Genomic DNA, 16,716 nt, shown 5'->3' on the forward strand with positions numbered 1-16,716 from the left:
AGATCTCCATTACGGGTTCACGCGCTGAGCCGCGGGCGTATGCAGCGGATCGCCGCCCGCCATGTGTTTCTCCAGCGCTTCCAGCGTCACGCCTTTGGTTTCCGGCACTTTACGCAGCACAAAAATATAGCCTGCCGCGCAAATGACGCCGTAGAGCATAAAGCTGCCCGCCGCGCCCAGACCGGCGTTGAGCAGCGGGAAGGTGTAAGTGAGAATAAAGCAGGCCACCCACAGCGCCAGCGTACCTACCGACATCGCCAGCCCGCGCACCCGGTTAGGGAAGATTTCCGACAGCAGCACCCAGGTGACCGGGGCGAGGGTCAGCGCATAGATGGCGATGGCGGCAAGCACCAGGACCAGCACCGGCCAGCCGAGAATGCCCAGCCCGTAGGCGGCGGCGATCAGCGCATAAATCACCGTCAGGCCCGCCGCGCCAATCAGCATCAGTTTGCGACGGCCCAGTTTATCCACCAGCGGCAGGGCGATAATGGTAAACACCAGGTTGATTAAGCCGGTGGCGACAATCGATTTCAGGGTGCTGTTAATATCGAAACCGGCGGAGGCAAAAATCTCCTGCGCGTAGTTAAAGATGACGTTTATCCCGCACCACTGCTGGAACACCGCCAGCACCATGCCGATGATGATAATCGGCTTCACTTTCGGCTCCAGCAGCGCGGAGTAGCTTACCTTCCGGGCATTGGCATCGGCGCTGAGGGTCTGTTTGATGTCTGCCAGGGTGGTATCGGCATAGCTTTGCGAACCGATTTTCAGCAACGTTTTGCGGGCGCGTTCGGTTTTCCCGGCGCGGGCCAGCCAGCGCGGGGATTCCGGCACAAAGAACATCATCACCAGGAACAGGAACGACGGCACCCCGCAGGCGGCGAACATCCAGCGCCAGCCCATCTGGCCGTTCCAGCTTTGCTGGATTTCCAGCAGCGTGGCGTTGGAGGCGACCGGTTGGGCAATCGCCAGGTTAATCAGCTGCGCCGCCAGCACGCCGATCACAATGGTGAGCTGGTTGATGGCCACGAATTTGCCGCGCTTTTCCGCCGGGCTGACTTCGGCGATATACATTGGGCTCACCGCAGCGGCCAGGCCGATGCCGATACCGCCGACGATGCGGAACACCACGAACAGATCGAAATTGGTGGCGACCGCCGTGCCCCATGCGGAAAGCGTAAACAGGATGGCGGCGATAATCAGCGGGATTTTGCGGCCCAGTTTGTCGGCGCACCAGCCGGAGATAAATGCGCCAAAAATACAGCCCACCAGCGCTGAGCTCATCGCCCAACCGGACACCGCCGGGTCAGTAATATTGAAATAGGCCTCGTAGAAGGGTTTCGCCCCGCCAATCACCACCCAGTCGTAACCGAATAACAGGCCGCCGCAGGCGGCGACCAGGCAAATCATCCATATGTAGCCCATACGGAGTTGTTGAGTGTTATGCATGATGTTCCTCTCCCGTTGAGAGAAGTCGTTATGGGAAGGGGGATCGCTCCCCCCGTTTAGTTAATCAGCGATCGGGCTGTTGCTCAGGGCCAGCAGCAGATGCGCTTTGTCATGGGCCGGGTTAAGTGCCAGCAGGGTGTCGATACGCTCGCTAAAGGCATGGCGCTCGCCCAGCCCCAGATAGCCCAGTGCCTCGACAAACAGGCAGTGCTGGCGATGCTGCTGCTGCGGGTCGCTGTCCAGCACCACCAGATCCGGCAGGGAGACCGCGAAGAAATCGCTCTCCACCGGATCGTTCTGATGCTGTTGCCCCCAGGCGATAAACTGGCGGAAACGCGTCTCGGCCTGCTCATACTCGCCGAGACGCTTCAGCGCCATGGCCTGCCAGAACTGATAATCCACCGGCTGATCGTTGTAGTAGCGTCCGGCATCAAGGCCCGCGTCGCCCTGGATGGCCTGCCGCCAGGCCGCATCGGCGTGCTGGGTTTCCTGCTGTTGTTCAGCGCACCAGCCCAGCAGATACCAGATGTCGTTATCGGTTTGCCCGGCCAGACGGCCTTCGCCAAGATTAAGCGGGTAGTGCAGCGCCTCTTTCAGCAGGCTTTGCGCGCTGCGGTAATCGCCATGTTGAATCGCCTCTAACGCCCGGCGCTGCTGGTTGATCAGATACTGGCCGGTCACTTTGCCTTCGCCCCCTTCCCACGGGTGGAAAGTGCGTTGCGCCAGCACCGCGTGGGCCTCGGCGTTTTTGCCGTGGATATGCCACAGGCTGAGCAACTCGGCGGTGAGATCGTCGCGCATCAATGCCACGGGCTGGTGTTTTTCCAACAGGGCCAGGCGCTGCGCGGTGGGGCGGCCCAGCTGTTTGTGCAGATAATCCAGCTCGAACAGCAGGCGCGGGTTTTCCGGCTCCAGCTCCGCCGCTCTGCGCAGCGACGCTTCCGCCTGTGCGGCGTCGTGCTGTTTATTCCAGGCCCAGATGCCCAGCAGGCGATGAACGGCGGCGAAGTCAGGCAGCTGCTGGCGGGTAAATTCCCAGCAGGCTACTGCCTCGGCGTACAGCCGTTTGCTGTAGTAAAAACAGCCCAGCAGATATTGGGCAAAGCCGTCCTGCGGCAGCTGGCGCAGCATTTCCACTTCATCCACCAGGTTCGGGAAGCGCACTTTACGCGTAAAGTTGGCTTTGGCCTGCGCCAGCCAGCGCTGGCGTTGCGCGTCGTCTTCCAGCGCCGCGCGCCACAGCAGCGGCAGGGTCTCCTGGTTATCCAGCAGCGCTAGCAACTCGCGGGCCTCGGCTTTCATCCCAAGACTGACCAGCCAGCCTGCCAGCACCGATGCGTTAACGCCGCGCTGGTTAGTGATTTCGCGCAGTTGAGTGAGCGCTTGCTCACTTTGCGAAATGGCATAGCGTGCATAGTGCAGCGCGTAGCTCAGGGGGGAGTCGGCAAGCTGCTGCTCGATATAGGTTAGCGCTGCATCGCGCTGGCCGTTTTGGGCCATCAGCAGGGCATTCAGTGCCATCGCCAGGTTGTTGCTGGCGTTGAAGCGCAGGCTCTGCTGGCAGAATGCCAGCGCTTTGGCGCTCTCGCCCCGCCGCAGTGCCAGGCGGGCCAGGTCGTAAAACGCCGCGTCCCGGCAGTTGCCGCTCCAGCTGGCTTTAAAGTAATGGTCGTATGCCGCATCGAGCTGGCCCTGTTTTTCCAGCGCCGCGCCCAGCAACTGGCTCGCCTGGCCGCACTGCGGGTTTTTGTTCAGGCGGTGCGCGCGTTTTAACGCCGCTTCGGCATGGGCCTGGGCCTGCGTCCATCGGGCGCGGTTAAACTCCAGCGTTGCCAGCGCCACGTTGCAGCGGTAATCATGCGGATCCAGCTCCAGCGCCCGCTGGTAGTAGTCGAACGCGGAGCGGCTGGCGTGCAGGTATTGCTCCAGATGCTGGCCGATGAAATAGAGTTCATCGGAACTGGCGATGTCGGCAGGCAGCGCCGGGGCGGAGGCGGGATCGGGCAGCGGCGTTGCGTCGGCGATATGCTCCAGGTAGTGCAATATCGGCTGACCACTGGCGTCGCGTAAGGTCAGGGTCAGACGATCCGGGAAGCGGTCCGCAATGACATCCTGCCACGCCTGGGCCGGGGTTAAGGACAGCGGCTGCTGCCAGACGATAGCGCCGTCCTGTGACAGCGCCAGCGTCACGTCGCTAAGCGGCGCGATGGCATACACCCCAAGGTGCAACTGCCCGTTATGGCGCTCCAGCTTGATTGCCGCCTCGGTGCTGGCGTTCTGCAACGTGCCGAGATGGCTGTAAGGCAGGAAGTTCTGCACAAACACTTTTTCTTCGAACGGGGCAATCCAGGTGAAGTCCGGCTGGTTATCGGTAAACACCCCGGTCATCAGTTCAATATATGGCCCGTTTTCATCGGTGAGATTGCGATCCCAGGCCTGGCCGAAATCGCCGTAGCCCCAGCTCCACTGTTTTTTGCCCGGCGAGACGTGGTGATCTGCCACGTGCAGCAGCCCGCCGTTTTCCCCGTGGTGCCATGCGCCGACAAAATCGTAGTCCGATTTATCCGCCATATAGGAAGTGGGAACCGGGATGTTTTTGTAGCGCGAGATATCCACGCCCGCCGAGTAGTCCACTTTGTAATAGGTGCCGTGCGCAATCGGGAATGAGGAAACGTCGCGCTTGCCGTGGTCGAACACCGCGGTGACGTCCGGTGGGAAGACGCTTTGATGATCGTCGCCGCCTTTGACTGCCGGGTTTGCCCACCACAGGAAGTGGCGCGGCGTGGCGTTGGGGTTGAACACTTTGCCGGTGATTTCAATCAGCGCTTTGTGCGGATAGAGGGTAAAACCGGTCATCACCTGCAGGCCGCGCATCGGCTCCACTTCCCCTAACCAGACGGTTTGCGAGCCGTCGTCGTTGGACTTGATGGTGACGTCCACGGGCATAAAGGTGGTCGGGCGATGGTGCTGCGGCCAGTTGAACTCGATCCCGCCGGAGATCCATGGGCCCACCAGCCCGACCAGCGCGGGTTTGACCACCTCGTTGTAGTAAACGAAATCGCGCTGCATCACTTTATCCCACGCCCGGTGGATGCGCCCGCCCAGCTCCGGCAGCAGCATCACCCGGATAAAGTCATTTTCCAGATACACCGCCTGATAGATTTTATCTTCGCGTTCGCCGGTCAGCGTATCGATGACGCCGTAAGGATAAACCGCGCCGGATGAGCCCTGATAAACGCGTTTTTCCAGAAACATGGGGTTGGGATCTTCCTGACCCGTGGTCCATGTCGGTAAGGAAATGCTCTCTCGCCAGATCTTCACGTTGCCGTACATGTGCGCCTCTCCAGTAAAAAAATGACAGTGAAATAAGGTATGCTGTCATTCTGAACAACAATTTCGTGGCGGTAACACGCAGTGGTCACGTAATACAGTTAACGGAGTTAAGTGAAGTGACGATCGTTGGACTGAATAATCAACGGGTGCGGCAGTACAACAAAAAGGCGCTAATGACGCTGATTTGGCAGGAAAAAGTCGTCAGTAAATCGCAACTGGCGCGCCAGACCGACCTGTCGATCCCGGCCGTGAGCAATATTCTTGATGAGCTGGTGGAAGAGGGGCATCTGGCCCATTCGCAGCAGGCGTTGAGTAAACGCGGATTGAGCAGCGGCAGCTATCAAATCCCGTTAACCGGGCCGCTAACCCTGTGCCTGAACGTGACGCCGACCACCATCGAAAGCCAGCTGGCGGATCAGCAGCTTTCGCCGCTGGGGGAGTACGCCAAAACCCACGTCGATGCGCCGCACCCGGAAGCGCTACTGGCGGCGATGCTGAGGATTTGCCATCAGTATGCCAAAACGTACAGCGGCCACACCTTTCGCCTCGCTATCGCCATCCACGGCCAGGTGGATCCGGTGACCGGCGTATCGCAAACCATGCCGCAGGCACCCTGGAAAGCGCCAGTGGAAATCAAATATCTGCTGGAAGAAAAGCTTAAATGGCCGGTACTGGTGGATAACGACTGCGTGATGCTGGCGCTGGCGGAAAAATGGCAGAACCCTAATCGTCAGCAGGATTTCTGCGTGATCAACGTTGATTACGGGATTGGCTCGTCGTTCGTGATTAACCGGCAGATTTATCGCGGCAGCCTGTACGGCAGCGGCCAGATTGGCCACACCATCGTCGACCCGGACGGCATGGCCTGCACCTGTGGGCGCTACGGCTGCCTGGAGACGGTGGCTTCTCTGACGGCGCTGAAAAAGCAGGCGCGGATCTGGTTTAAAAGCCAGCCGGGCATGGGCGATCAGGATATCGATAAGCTGACCACCGCGCATCTGCTGACCCTGTGGCGGCAGCATGATCCGATGGTGGAGCAGTGGGTAGAAAACGGCGCGACCACCATCGGCCTGAGCCTGTATAACTTTCTTAATATCCTGAATATCAATCAGATCTGGTTTTACGGGCGCTGCTGCGAGTTTGGCGAACGCTGGCTGGCGGCCATTACCCGGCAAATCAGCACCAACCCGTTCGACCCGGCGGACCCGACGCGGGTCAACGCCACGCGCGTGGCCTTTGGAGAGTTGAGCCGGGCGCAGCAGATTATGGGGATTGGTTATTTGTACGTGGAGAAGGCGCTGGAGAATTTTTAAATAAAACGGTTTTGTCAGGCGTTATTGTTGCCGCCAGTTTTGAAAAAACGTGCTGGCGGCAGTTGAGTGCGGGCCGTCCAGCACGTGTGCTAATTAAAACACCAATTACGCAGCCGCCAGTGGCTGCAATTTAATGCGATCCAGCGGACCGACAATAAATACGTAAGAAATCAGGCCAATCAGCCCCATCGAACCGACATACAGAATGGCGTAATCAAACGAGCTGGTGGTGGTCAGGATATAGCCAATCACCAGCGGCGTGATGATACTCGCCAGGTTGCCGCACATATTGAACACGCCGCCCGCTACCCCCAGCACTTCTTTGGGCGAGGTATCGCTCAGCACGCACCAGCCGAGATTGCCGAAGCCTTTGGCAAAGAACGCGATGCTCATCGCCGCCACCACAATCACTTCCGACTCGGTGTAGTTAGCGCTCACAATCACACAGGAGAGCAGCATGCCGCAGATAATCGGCACTTTGCGGGCGTAAGTCAGGCTGCGGCCCTTACGCAGCAGGTAATCCGAGAACATCCCGCCGATTAACCCGCCGGCAAACCCGGCAATCGCGGGAATAGAGGCGATTAAACCGACTTTAAGGATCGACATCCCTTTAGCCTGATACAGATAGGTCGGGAACCAGGTCAGGAAGAACCAGGTGATGGAGGTGACGCAGAACTGGCCGATATACACGCCGATCATCATGCGGTTTACGCACACCTGTTTTAACTGCGCCAGCGAGATTTTTTGTTTCTTCTCCTGTTTGCCTAATTCCGGCTCGCCGCCGCCCTGTTTAATATAATCGAGTTCCTGCTGATTAATTTTTTTATGCTTAAACGGATCCTGGACAAAGCTCAGCCAGAATATCCCCAAAATAATGCCGATGCCGCCGATATAATAAAACACATAGTGCCAGCTTAAATTATGCAAAATAAGGGTCATTAAGGGCGTCACAATCCCTAAAGAAATATACTGCGCGGCCTGATAAACCGAGGTGACGAATCCGCGTTCTTTATTCGGGAACCACTGAACGCTTAACCGGCTGTTGGCCGGGAAGGCCGGGGCTTCAATCGCGCCCATCAGCAAACGCAGGGTGACCAGCGCCATCAGCGGCATGGCGAACAGGTAAATCGTGCCCTGGAGCATGGTCACCAGCGACCAGCCAATCAGCGCCACGCCGTACACCAGCCGGGAGCCGTAGCGATCGAGCAGCCAGCCGCCGGGGATTTGCATAATCACGTAAGAAATACCAAATGAGGAAAATGCTAATCCCATCATTTCCGGATCGAAACCTAATTCTTTACTCATAAACGGCGCAACCACAGAAAGGGTGGCGCGGTCGGCATAATTAAATACGGTGGCTAAAAATAAAAAAAGTAAAATCGTATAACGAACATTGGTTTTGGCCTTGAAATTATCCATAGAAGATAACTCCTGCGTAGGATTATTAATAGTCATAGAGGTAAGGGTTATTCAGGGTGGATAATGCCCGATCTGCTGCCGTTGTTAATTATCCACCCGAATGCATTAAGGCTGTTTACCGAACTCGCATTCCAGCACCGTCCATTTACGGGCCTGTTCGCTGATGGTAAAGCCCAGACCGTGACGATCGGAAACATGCATCCGGCCATCGCGCAGTTCGAGCTGCTCGTTGAACATCGGGTTCAGCCACTCGAAATGCTCCAGCCACGGCTCAATCGGATAGGCCGCCGCCAGATGCAGGTGAACTTCCATGGCGAAATGCGGCGCCAGTTTGCGGCCATGTTTGGCGGCCAGATCCATGATTTTCAGGAACGGCGAAATGCCGCCGACGCGCGGCGCGTCCGGCTGGACGAAATCGCTGGCGTTGCCGAGGATCAGCTGCTCATGTTCGCGGAAGCTGGTCAGCATTTCACCGGTCGCGACAGGGGTGTCCAGCGCAGCGGTCAGCGCGGCGTGGCCCTCCACGTCGTAGGCGTCCAGCGGCTCCTCAATCCAGATCAGATTGAAATCTTCCATCTTGCGGCCCATGCGGATAGCGGTTTCACGATCCCACTGCTGGTTCGCGTCCACCATCAGCGGGAACGCGTCGCCCAGCTCTTTGCGCACGGCGGTTAAGCGGCGAATATCTTCCTGGGTATCCGGCTGGCCGACTTTCAGCTTGATGCCGCCAATACCGCTTTCGCGCGAGATCGCCACGTTCTTCAGCACCTGATCCAGCGGCGTATGCAGGAAGCCGCCGGAGGTGTTGTAGCACTGCACGGAGTCGCGGTGTGAGCCGAGCAGTTTTGCCAGCGGCAGACCGGCGCGTTTCGCTTTCAAATCCCACAGCGCGATATCGATCGGGGAGATCGCCTGCACCGCCATGCCGCTACGGCCCACCGACGCGCCCGCCCACAGCAGTTTGGTGTAGATCTTATCGATATCGTTCGGATCTTCGCCCAGCAGGTTATCGGCGATCTCCTTAGCGTGCGCGTAAATCCCCTGGCCGCCCGCGCGTTTGGAATAGCTGAAACCCACCCCTTCGAAGCCGTCGCGGGTGCGGATTTCGGCAAAAATAATCGCCACTTCCGTCAACGGTTTTTGACGACCGGTCAGGACTTTGGCATCGCTGACCGGCGTGGCCAGCGGCAGAAAAGAGAGGGAAATTTTCACCCACGCAATGCGATCGCCGGTTTCGGCAGCCGTTCTGGCATTGGTTACTTTCGCGTAGGTCACAGCCTGAGAGTTAGCGCTATCGGTCATAAGAGTCTCCATCAACCCGGTGGTTTAAAATGTTTGCGCTAACATTTGTAAGCGCGGGGGGATGTTAGCGCTATCTTTCGTGGCGTAAACTGAGATTTTGATCGCAAATAGCGGCTTAATTGATCGCTTTTTGTGAGGTTAATCGAGAATTTTCACCACTAAAAATTGGCTTTTGGTTTGATAATGATTGCGCAATCATAGTGAGCGTCTCGCATATCTGGAAACAGCGGGATAATTCACCGATAATGACCGCCGCTTTCACGCGTCATGAGAGGACGGTTGTCGAATTGAAAAGTGAACGAAACGCCAGAAAGACGGTATCCCGCGCGCCGACGCTCGAAGATGTCGCCCGCGCCGCTGGGCTGTCGCCCATGACGGTAAGCCGCGCGTTGAATACGCCCCATATCGTCCGCCCGGCCACCGTGGCGAAAGTGATGGAAGCGGTAAAAGTGACCGGATACATCCCCAATCTGTTAGCCGGTAGCCTGGCGTCGCGGCGCAGCAAGCTGATTGCCGTGGTCGTGCCGCAGATTAACAACAATATGTTTGTCGATACCGTACAGTCATTAAGCGATGAGCTGGCGGTACGGGGCTATCACATGCTGCTGTGCGTGGCGGGGTATAGCCATGAAAGCGAAACCGATATTGTCTCGACGCTGCTTTCCCGCCGCCCTGACGGCATCGTGTTAACCGGAATCCATCACAATACCGAGCTGAAGAAGGCGATCATCAACACCGGGCTGCCGGTGGTGGAAATCTGGGATTTAACCCCCACGCCCATTGATATGCTGGTGGGGTTCTCCCACGAGAAAATCGGCAATGCGATTGGCGAGTACCTGGTTAACAAAGGCCACCGGCGCTTTGGTTTTATCTGGACCGATGATAAACGCGCCATGCTGCGTAAAAAGGGCGTGCTGGATGTGCTCAACCGCCAGGGGGAGTGCCAGTGGCAGGATGCGCTGGTGCCGTTGCCCGCGACCATGGCGCTGGGGCGCAGCGGTCTTGACGCACTGTTAGCAACCGGCCAGACGTTCGACGCCATCATCTGTAGCTCTGACACCCTGGCGCAGGGGGCGATTTTCGAAGCGCAAACCCACCAGCTGCGCGTCCCGCAGGATCTCGCGGTAATGGGCTTCGGCGATCTTGATTTCGCCGCCTGTAATATTCCGGCCATCACCACCGTCAATATCGACCGCTGGAAAATCGGCAAAGACGCCGCCACGCTGCTGGCCGATAAAATTGAAGGCGTGCCGGTGGAGGAGGGGATTGTGGATATTGGGTTTACGTTAATGGAGCGCGAATCGGCCTGATAGTGCTTCCTGATAGTAAATGTCTACGCGCCTGAAGGGGCGCGTTTTTTTTGCCTGCCGATTTGACTGCTGTTTGCACTAACTTACCTGTCAGAATTTCCCCTGGCGCGCCACGCCATTTCCTTTGCTTGTGCATTCCCTTCCGTTGTAACCGAAATAAACCGAAAGTTTTCTCCCGGTGAAACGTTTCACTTTCGTTTTCTTTTTTCGCTTTGCCCGTTTTTGTGATGCTTATCGCAAACAAAAGAAAGCAAAAGGGTAATGATGGAAACCAGAGCGTCACTAAATTTCAAATTTGCAACATAAAGGAAATCAAATGAAAGATATCATACATAAACATAAATCAGGGCAACCTGTTGGTATCTGTTCAGTCTGTTCTGCCCACCCTCTGGTCATTGAAGCGGCGTTGCTGTTCGACCTGAATAGCGAGCGCAAAGTGCTGATTGAAGCGACCTCCAACCAGGTGAACCAGTTCGGCGGTTATACGGGAATGAAGCCGGAGCAGTTCCGGGATTTTGTGCTGGCGATTGCCGATAAAGTGGGCTTCCCGCCCTCGCGCCTGATCCTCGGCGGCGACCATCTGGGCCCCAACTGCTGGCAAAGCGAAGACGCCGAAAGCGCGTTGCTGAAATCGGAAGTGCTGATTGAACAGTATGTGCGCGCCGGTTTCACCAAAATTCATATCGATACCTCCATGTCCTGCGGCGACGATCCGGTTCCGCTATTACCCGCCACCGTAGCCCAGCGCGCGGCGCGTCTTTGCCAGGTGGCGGAGCGCGTGGCGACCGACGAGCAAAAACAGCACATCACCTATGTGGTGGGCACGGAGGTGCCGGTGCCGGGCGGTGAGAAAGAGGCTATCCAGTCAGTGCATATCACCACGCCGCAGGCGGCGATGGAAACTATCCAGACCCATTACGACGCCTTTGCCAGACTGGATTTGCATGACGCGATTGAACGCATCATCGCGATTGTGGTGCAACCGGGCGTGGAGTTTGACCACTCGTCCATCGTTCACTATCAGCCGGAACTGGCGCGCGATCTGACGAAAGCGATCGAAAGCACCAGCCTGGTGTATGAAGCTCACTCCACCGATTACCAGACGGCAGAGGCTTACAAAGCGCTGGTGCGCGACCACTTTGCGATCCTGAAAGTCGGCCCGGCACTCACTTTCGCCCTGCGAGAAGCCATGTTCGCGCTGGCGATGATCGAAAATACCCTGGTAGCGCCGGGCGAGCGTAGCGAGCTGGTTTCGGTGATCGACAACGTGATGCAGGACGAGCCGGGCTACTGGAAAAATTACTACAGCACGCTGCATTCAAAAGCGATGATCGACCTGCACTTTAGCCTGTCCGATCGTCTGCGTTACTACTGGCCGCATCCGACCATCAATAAAGCCGTGAACAAAATGTTCGCCAACCTGGAAAGCGTGACGCTGCCGCTGGGGGTGATCAGCCAGTACTTCCCGGAACAGTTCCAGCGCATTAACGCGAAGCAAATCCCTCTGACGCCGAAAAACCTGGTGCTGTTCCGTATTCAGGATGTCCTGCGCCTGTATGCCTATGGTTGCGACCCGGAATAAGGACATCAATATGACGACCATGAAAGAAATTGTGATCCCGGAAAATAACCAGCTGGAAATTCGCGAAACCGGGATCCCCGAATACGGTGACTATGATGTGCTGGTTAAAGTCATCTATTCCGGCCTGTGCGGCTCCGATATTCCGCGTATTTTTCACCACGGCGCGCATTTTTATCCGGTGCGCTTAGGCCACGAATTTTCGGCCCGCGTCGTCGCGACCGGCAGCAAAGTCAGTTCGGTAAAAGAAGGCGACTACATCTGCTGCGTACCGCTGATCCCCAATTTTTCCGCGCCGGAATGCCAGCGCGGTTTTTATTCCTTAGGGAAAGGGTATTCGTTTGTGGGCTCCCGTTTGCCGGGCGGCAATGCGCAATACGTCACCATGCCGGAAAGCAGCTGCTTTTTATTGCCGGAAGGCGTAACGCCGTTGCAGGGGGCATTTTTCGAACCTGTTACCGTGGGCGTGCATCCGATATTAATGGCGGGCGGCTGTCAGGATAAAAATGTGATTGTGCTGGGCGTCGGCACCATCGGTTTGCTGGCGATGCAGAGCGCCAAAGCGCTGGGCGCGAAATCCGTCACGGCAGTAGATATTAATAACGAGCGTTTAGATCTGGCGAAGCAGCTTGGCGCGGATCACGTTATCAACGTGGCACAGGAGAATGCGCTGGAAGAAGCCGCATTCCTCGCGGATATCAATTTTGACCAGCTTATTCTTGAAACCGCCGGTACGCCGCAGACCTTTAAACTGGCATTGAAAATTGCCGGTCCACGGGCGCAGGTAGCGTTAATCGGTACGCTACATAAAGACCTGGCGCTGACCTATACCGAATATGAACAAATTCTGCGTAAAGAGTTATTTGTGTTCGGCAGCTGGATGAATTATTCCGCGCCGTTCCCGGGTGATGAATGGCGCTTAACCATCGATATGTTCCGTAACGGACAAATCCAAATCGACCCGTTGATTAACTGCATCGTTAATGAAAATGACTATGTCGAACGCGTGATGGCATTAGAAGGCGGTCCGGCAAACGGCAAAATTTTACTGCACTGGGAGTAACCGATGAATCATATTATTAACAGCAGCTATTTGCTTAACCATGCGCGAAAATTTGGTTACGCCGTACCGGCTTTTAATATTCATAACCTGGAAACCATCCAGGTGGTATTAACCATCGCGAAAGAGCTGGAGTCACCGGTTATTTTAGCCGGGACGCCGGGCACTTATAGCTATGCCGGGGTGCAGCAAATTATCGCTATCGTCGAATCCCTGGCGGCGGAGAATAATCAGCAGGTTGTCGTGCATCTCGACCATCACCATGATTTTAACGATATTCACGGCAAAATTCGCGCCGGGATCCGCTCGGCGATGATCGACGGCAGCGCCATGCCGCTGAAAGAAAATATCGCCATTACGCGTAAAGTCACCGAGTTATGCCATTACTACGGATGCAGCGTGGAAGCGGAAATTGGTCAACTCGTCGGCCAGGAAGATGATTTGATTGTCGATGACGTCGCCGATCCTTATACCCATCCGGAGGATGCGCGCCTGCTGGTTGAGCAAACCAACATCGACTCGCTGGCCGTAGCAATTGGCTCCGCGCATGGTCTGTATAAATCCACGCCAAAACTGGATTTTGAGCGGCTACAGAAAATCGCCCAGCTGGTAGATATTCCGCTGGTGCTGCATGGCGCATCCGGTATTCCCGATAGCGATGTGAAAAAATGTATTGAATTGGGGATAAGTAAGGTCAATGTGGCGACCGATCTTAAATTAGCGTTCGCTGAAACATTAAAATCCTTTTTCCTTGAAAAGCCGGGTTCTACCGATCCGCGAGAATATAACCAGTTGGCGAAAGCGGCAATGGCCGACGTGGTACGCCATAAAATTATGACCTGCGGCAGCGCCGGGCGTATTTATTCTTTCGAATAAAAACATATTTGCGATTTTTATTAATACTGGAGCAATCATGCTTAAAAATATTGATCCCCGTCTCTCTCCTGAATTGCTATATACGCTATATTGTATGGGTCACGGCGACGAAATTGTTTTGAGCGATGCGCATTTCCCGGCTCACTCGGTAAATGAGAATGTTATTCGCGCTGATGGTAATCAGGTGGAACAATTACTGAAGGCAATGATGCCGCTTTTTGAGTTAGACAGCTACGTGACCGATGCTGTTGTAATGATGTCCGCGAGTGCGGGTGATGAATTACCGCCATGGTTAATTGATGATTATAAATCGGTATTGCCAGAAAATCAGGAAATTACCTTTATCGACCGCTTTGCCTTTTACGAAAGAGCGCAAAAAGCCAGTTGCGTGGTGATAACTTCCTCAACGCGGAAATATGGAAACATTCTTCTGAAGAAAGGCGTTACGCCAGTGGAATGTTAAGCCTCTTATTCTCTTTTTTCCGGAGTTTTTCATGAAGCAAGCCATATTGCAAATGAGAAATATATCCAAATCATTTGCCGGTGTTCACGCACTTAAAAATGTGAATTTCCAGCTGCGTAAAGGGGAAGTTCACGCCTTAATGGGTGAAAACGGTGCGGGCAAATCAACATTAATGAAAGTGTTGATTGGCGTACATGCCGCAGATGAAGGGACCATTTATTATAAAGATGAAGAAGTCTCGTTTGATTCCGTGCTCGAAGCGCAGAAAAGCGGGATCAGTATGATCTTCCAGGAACTTAACTTAGTTCCGCATCTTAGCGTGGCGGAGAATATTTTCCTGGCGCGCGAGCCGTTAAAAAATGGGCTGGTTGATTTTGCCCTGATGGAAGAGAAGTCCGCTAAGCTCCTGGAAATGTTTGATATTGATGTTTCGCCAAAAGATATCGTTAACACCCTGTCGGTGGCGAAACAGCAGATGGTGGAAATTGCCAAAGCGCTGTCTTTTGATGTCGAAGTGTTAATTATGGATGAACCAACGTCGGCATTAACCAAAAAAGAAATTGATAAGCTGTTCCAGTTGATAGAGAAATTGAAAAGCCGCGATGTCTGTATTGTGTATATTTCACATCGCATGGAAGAGTTAAAGCGTATTTGCGATCATATTACAATTTTCCGCGACGGAACTTATATTTCCGACCATGTGTTTGCCGACATTACCATGGATGAAATTATCACCAGAATGGTCGGGCGCTCGCTGGATAACCATTTCCCGACGCGCAAATCGCAGGCGGAAGATAAAGTTATATTGTCGATTCAAAACGCCAGCCGTTTCGGCGTCTTTGAAGGTATCGACTTTGACTTAATGAAAGGGGAAATTCTCGGCATCACCGGCCTGGTTGGCGCAAAACGAACCGAGCTGGCGCGCGCTATTTTCGGCGCAGAAACGCTGGATGACGGGCAGATTGTTTCATTCGATAAAGAAATTACCATTACCAGCCCGAATGACGCCATTAAAGCCGGCATCGCGTATTTATCGGAAGACCGTAAGTTAAATGGTCTGGCGGTGGATATGTCGGTAAAAAGTAATGTCATGATGGCGGCGCTGGATAAAGTCTGTAGTAAATGGGGCGTTATTTCCGGCATCAAAGAAAAAGTGGCATGCGATTTATACATAAAAAAACTCAGCATCAAAACACCGCACATTGAGCAGATAGTTAAAAACCTCAGCGGCGGCAACCAGCAGAAAGTGGTTATTGCGAAATGGTTATTTCGGGACGCCAGGATCATGATTTTTGATGAGCCAACCCGGGGGATCGACGTCGGCGCGAAATATGCCATTTATGAATTACTGGATGAACTGGCAGACCAGGGGATCGGCGTCATCATGATCTCATCCGAACTGCCGGAAATATTGGGAATGACCGATCGCGTGGTGATCATGAAAGAAGGCCAGATGACGGCGGTATTAAAAACCAAAGACACCAGCCAGGAAGAGATCATGCAGTACGCGACAGGAGTGAAGAATATGTACGTCACCGAACAGGAGTTAGCTTAAATGAACGATAAAAGAAAACTTTTATTGCAGAAGTTGACTGCGTTGGGCGGTTTACTGCTACTGATTATTATCTTTTCCTTTACCAGCGACAGCTTCTTCTCCGTCAATAACATCATGACGGTGGGCCTGCAAACCTCGACCATCGCCTTTATCGGCATTGGCGTAACCTGCGTCATTTTGACCGGCGGCATCGATCTGAGTATCGGTTCCGTGGTCGCGCTCTCCGGCGTGGCGGCAGGCCTGGCGGTCAACGCCGGAATGCCGGTCAGCATCGGGTTACTACTTGGCGTCGTGACCGGCAGCGCCTGTGGCCTGGCGAACGGCATTCTGGTGACGACATTCCGTTTGCCGCCGTTTATCGCCACCCTGGGCACCATGATGATCCTGCGCGGCCTGGCGCTGTACGTCACCAATGCCGCGCCGGTGTCCGGTATGCCGGAATCCTTTGGCGATTTGGGCAACGGCTCGCTGTTCCGCATCGTTCAGGAAGGCGATAACGGCTTACCGCAGGTGGTTTTCCCCGGTATTCCTTACCCGGTCATTTTGATGATTATCGCCGCGGTGCTGTTTACCTTCGCCTTAACCAAAATGCGCATGGGCCGTTATTTATACGCTATCGGCTCCAACGAAGAAGCGGCGCGTTTGTCCGGGATTAAAACCAATCAGGTCAAATTAGTGGCCTACGTCATCAGCGGCACCTTTGCCGGACTGTGCGGTGTGGTGATCGCCTCCCGTCTGGTGACGGCTCAGCCGAACGGCGGGATGATGTATGAACTGGATGCGATTGCCAGCGCGGTGGTGGGTGGCACCTCGTTAATGGGCGGCGTCGGCACTATTCCGGGCACGTTAATTGGCTCCTTTATCATCGGCGTGCTGCGTAACGGCCTGAATATGAACGGCGTGTCGTTCTTCGTGCAACAAATCATTATCGGCAGCGTCATTCTGTTGGCGGTGGCCTATGACCAGATCCGTCAGCGTCCGGCAACAAAAAAATCCGTAAAGCAAAAAGTCAGTAATAAAAAGCCACAGGTTAATCCTTCGGTGAAATGACATTAAC

11 protein-coding genes and 1 pseudogene are annotated in these 16,716 nt (G+C 54.9%); 8 read left to right on the forward strand and 4 right to left on the reverse strand.

Translation table 11 applies throughout. From position 1 onward, the window contains the following. Positions 1 to 9 precede the first annotated feature (9 nt). Together GV764_RS09355 and GV764_RS09360 are read right to left on the reverse strand one after the other, a co-directional pair. Positions 10 to 1,455: pseudogene (locus tag GV764_RS09355) on the reverse strand (sugar porter family MFS transporter); the annotation flags it as partial. A gap of 54 nt (positions 1,456 to 1,509) precedes the next feature. Next, positions 1,510 to 4,782, reverse strand: coding sequence for a DUF5107 domain-containing protein (locus GV764_RS09360; RefSeq protein ID WP_161659915.1), 3,273 nt, complete (start codon positions 4,780 to 4,782; stop codon positions 1,510 to 1,512). Between the two features lie 116 nt (positions 4,783 to 4,898). Between GV764_RS09360 and GV764_RS09365 the strand changes: the two genes are divergently transcribed. After that, positions 4,899 to 6,095 carry an ROK family protein gene (locus tag GV764_RS09365; RefSeq protein ID WP_161659916.1) on the forward strand — a complete coding sequence of 399 codons (1,197 nt, stop codon included), beginning with the start codon at positions 4,899 to 4,901 and terminating at the stop codon, positions 6,093 to 6,095. Between the two features lie 105 nt (positions 6,096 to 6,200). On the opposite strand, the gene GV764_RS09370 is transcribed toward GV764_RS09365, so the two are convergent. Both GV764_RS09370 and GV764_RS09375 read right to left on the reverse strand, forming a co-directional pair. Beyond that, positions 6,201 to 7,514, reverse strand: a complete 1,314-nt coding sequence (locus tag GV764_RS09370; RefSeq protein ID WP_161659917.1) for an MFS transporter — start codon at positions 7,512 to 7,514, stop codon at positions 6,201 to 6,203. A gap of 105 nt (positions 7,515 to 7,619) precedes the next feature. Beyond that, positions 7,620 to 8,816, reverse strand: coding sequence for an L-talarate/galactarate dehydratase (locus GV764_RS09375; protein WP_161659918.1), 1,197 nt, complete (start codon positions 8,814 to 8,816; stop codon positions 7,620 to 7,622). 287 nt (positions 8,817 to 9,103) lie between these two features. Between GV764_RS09375 and GV764_RS09380 the strand changes: the two genes are divergently transcribed. From GV764_RS09380 to GV764_RS09410, 7 genes are all read left to right on the forward strand, one after another. Beyond that, complete coding sequence (locus GV764_RS09380; protein WP_236651859.1) at positions 9,104 to 10,126, forward strand: LacI family DNA-binding transcriptional regulator; 1,023 nt, start codon at positions 9,104 to 9,106, stop codon at positions 10,124 to 10,126. Positions 10,127 to 10,442: 316 nt separating this feature from the next. Further along, the gene (gene gatZ, locus GV764_RS09385; protein WP_161659920.1) at positions 10,443 to 11,708 is read left to right on the forward strand and encodes a tagatose-bisphosphate aldolase subunit GatZ; all 1,266 of its coding nucleotides are present in this window, start codon (positions 10,443 to 10,445) and stop codon (positions 11,706 to 11,708) included. Positions 11,709 to 11,727: 19 nt separating this feature from the next. Next, on the forward strand, positions 11,728 to 12,768 hold the full coding sequence (locus tag GV764_RS09390; RefSeq protein ID WP_201743134.1) for a zinc-binding dehydrogenase: 1,041 nt from the start codon (positions 11,728 to 11,730) through the stop codon (positions 12,766 to 12,768). A gap of 3 nt (positions 12,769 to 12,771) precedes the next feature. Further along, positions 12,772 to 13,641 (forward strand): tagatose-bisphosphate aldolase subunit GatY, encoded by an 870-nt coding sequence (gatY, locus tag GV764_RS09395; RefSeq protein WP_161659922.1) that lies wholly within the window; start codon positions 12,772 to 12,774, stop codon positions 13,639 to 13,641. A 37-nt stretch (positions 13,642 to 13,678) separates the two neighbouring features. After that, the gene (gene fucU / locus GV764_RS09400) at positions 13,679 to 14,104 is read left to right on the forward strand and encodes an L-fucose mutarotase (protein WP_161659923.1); all 426 of its coding nucleotides are present in this window, start codon (positions 13,679 to 13,681) and stop codon (positions 14,102 to 14,104) included. Between the two features lie 31 nt (positions 14,105 to 14,135). Beyond that, positions 14,136 to 15,659 (forward strand): sugar ABC transporter ATP-binding protein, encoded by a 1,524-nt coding sequence (locus GV764_RS09405; RefSeq protein ID WP_161659924.1) that lies wholly within the window; start codon positions 14,136 to 14,138, stop codon positions 15,657 to 15,659. Next, positions 15,660 to 16,709 carry an ABC transporter permease gene (locus GV764_RS09410; protein WP_161659925.1) on the forward strand — a complete coding sequence of 350 codons (1,050 nt, stop codon included), beginning with the start codon at positions 15,660 to 15,662 and terminating at the stop codon, positions 16,707 to 16,709. The last annotated feature ends 7 nt before the right edge of the window (positions 16,710 to 16,716 follow it).

The organism is Atlantibacter hermannii (assembly GCF_009907385.1).
Taxonomy (GTDB): domain Bacteria; phylum Pseudomonadota; class Gammaproteobacteria; order Enterobacterales; family Enterobacteriaceae; genus Atlantibacter; species Atlantibacter hermannii_A.

Excerpts from the sequence above, each read along its gene's own strand:
- GV764_RS09410 (WP_161659925.1), top strand. The coding sequence starts at position 15,660 with ATGAACGATAAAAGAAAACTTTTATTGCAGAAGTTGACTGCGTTGGGC.
- gatZ (WP_161659920.1), top strand. The coding sequence starts at position 10,443 with ATGAAAGATATCATACATAAACATAAATCAGGGCAACCTGTTGGTATC.
- gatY (WP_161659922.1), top strand. The coding sequence starts at position 12,772 with ATGAATCATATTATTAACAGCAGCTATTTGCTTAACCATGCGCGAAAA.
- GV764_RS09375 (WP_161659918.1), bottom strand. The coding sequence starts at position 8,816 with ATGACCGATAGCGCTAACTCTCAGGCTGTGACCTACGCGAAAGTAACC.
- fucU (WP_161659923.1), top strand. The coding sequence starts at position 13,679 with ATGCTTAAAAATATTGATCCCCGTCTCTCTCCTGAATTGCTATATACG.
- GV764_RS09405 (WP_161659924.1), top strand. The coding sequence starts at position 14,136 with ATGAAGCAAGCCATATTGCAAATGAGAAATATATCCAAATCATTTGCC.
- GV764_RS09390 (WP_201743134.1), top strand. The coding sequence starts at position 11,728 with ATGAAAGAAATTGTGATCCCGGAAAATAACCAGCTGGAAATTCGCGAA.
- GV764_RS09370 (WP_161659917.1), bottom strand. The coding sequence starts at position 7,514 with ATGGATAATTTCAAGGCCAAAACCAATGTTCGTTATACGATTTTACTT.
- GV764_RS09360 (WP_161659915.1), bottom strand. The coding sequence starts at position 4,782 with ATGTACGGCAACGTGAAGATCTGGCGAGAGAGCATTTCCTTACCGACA.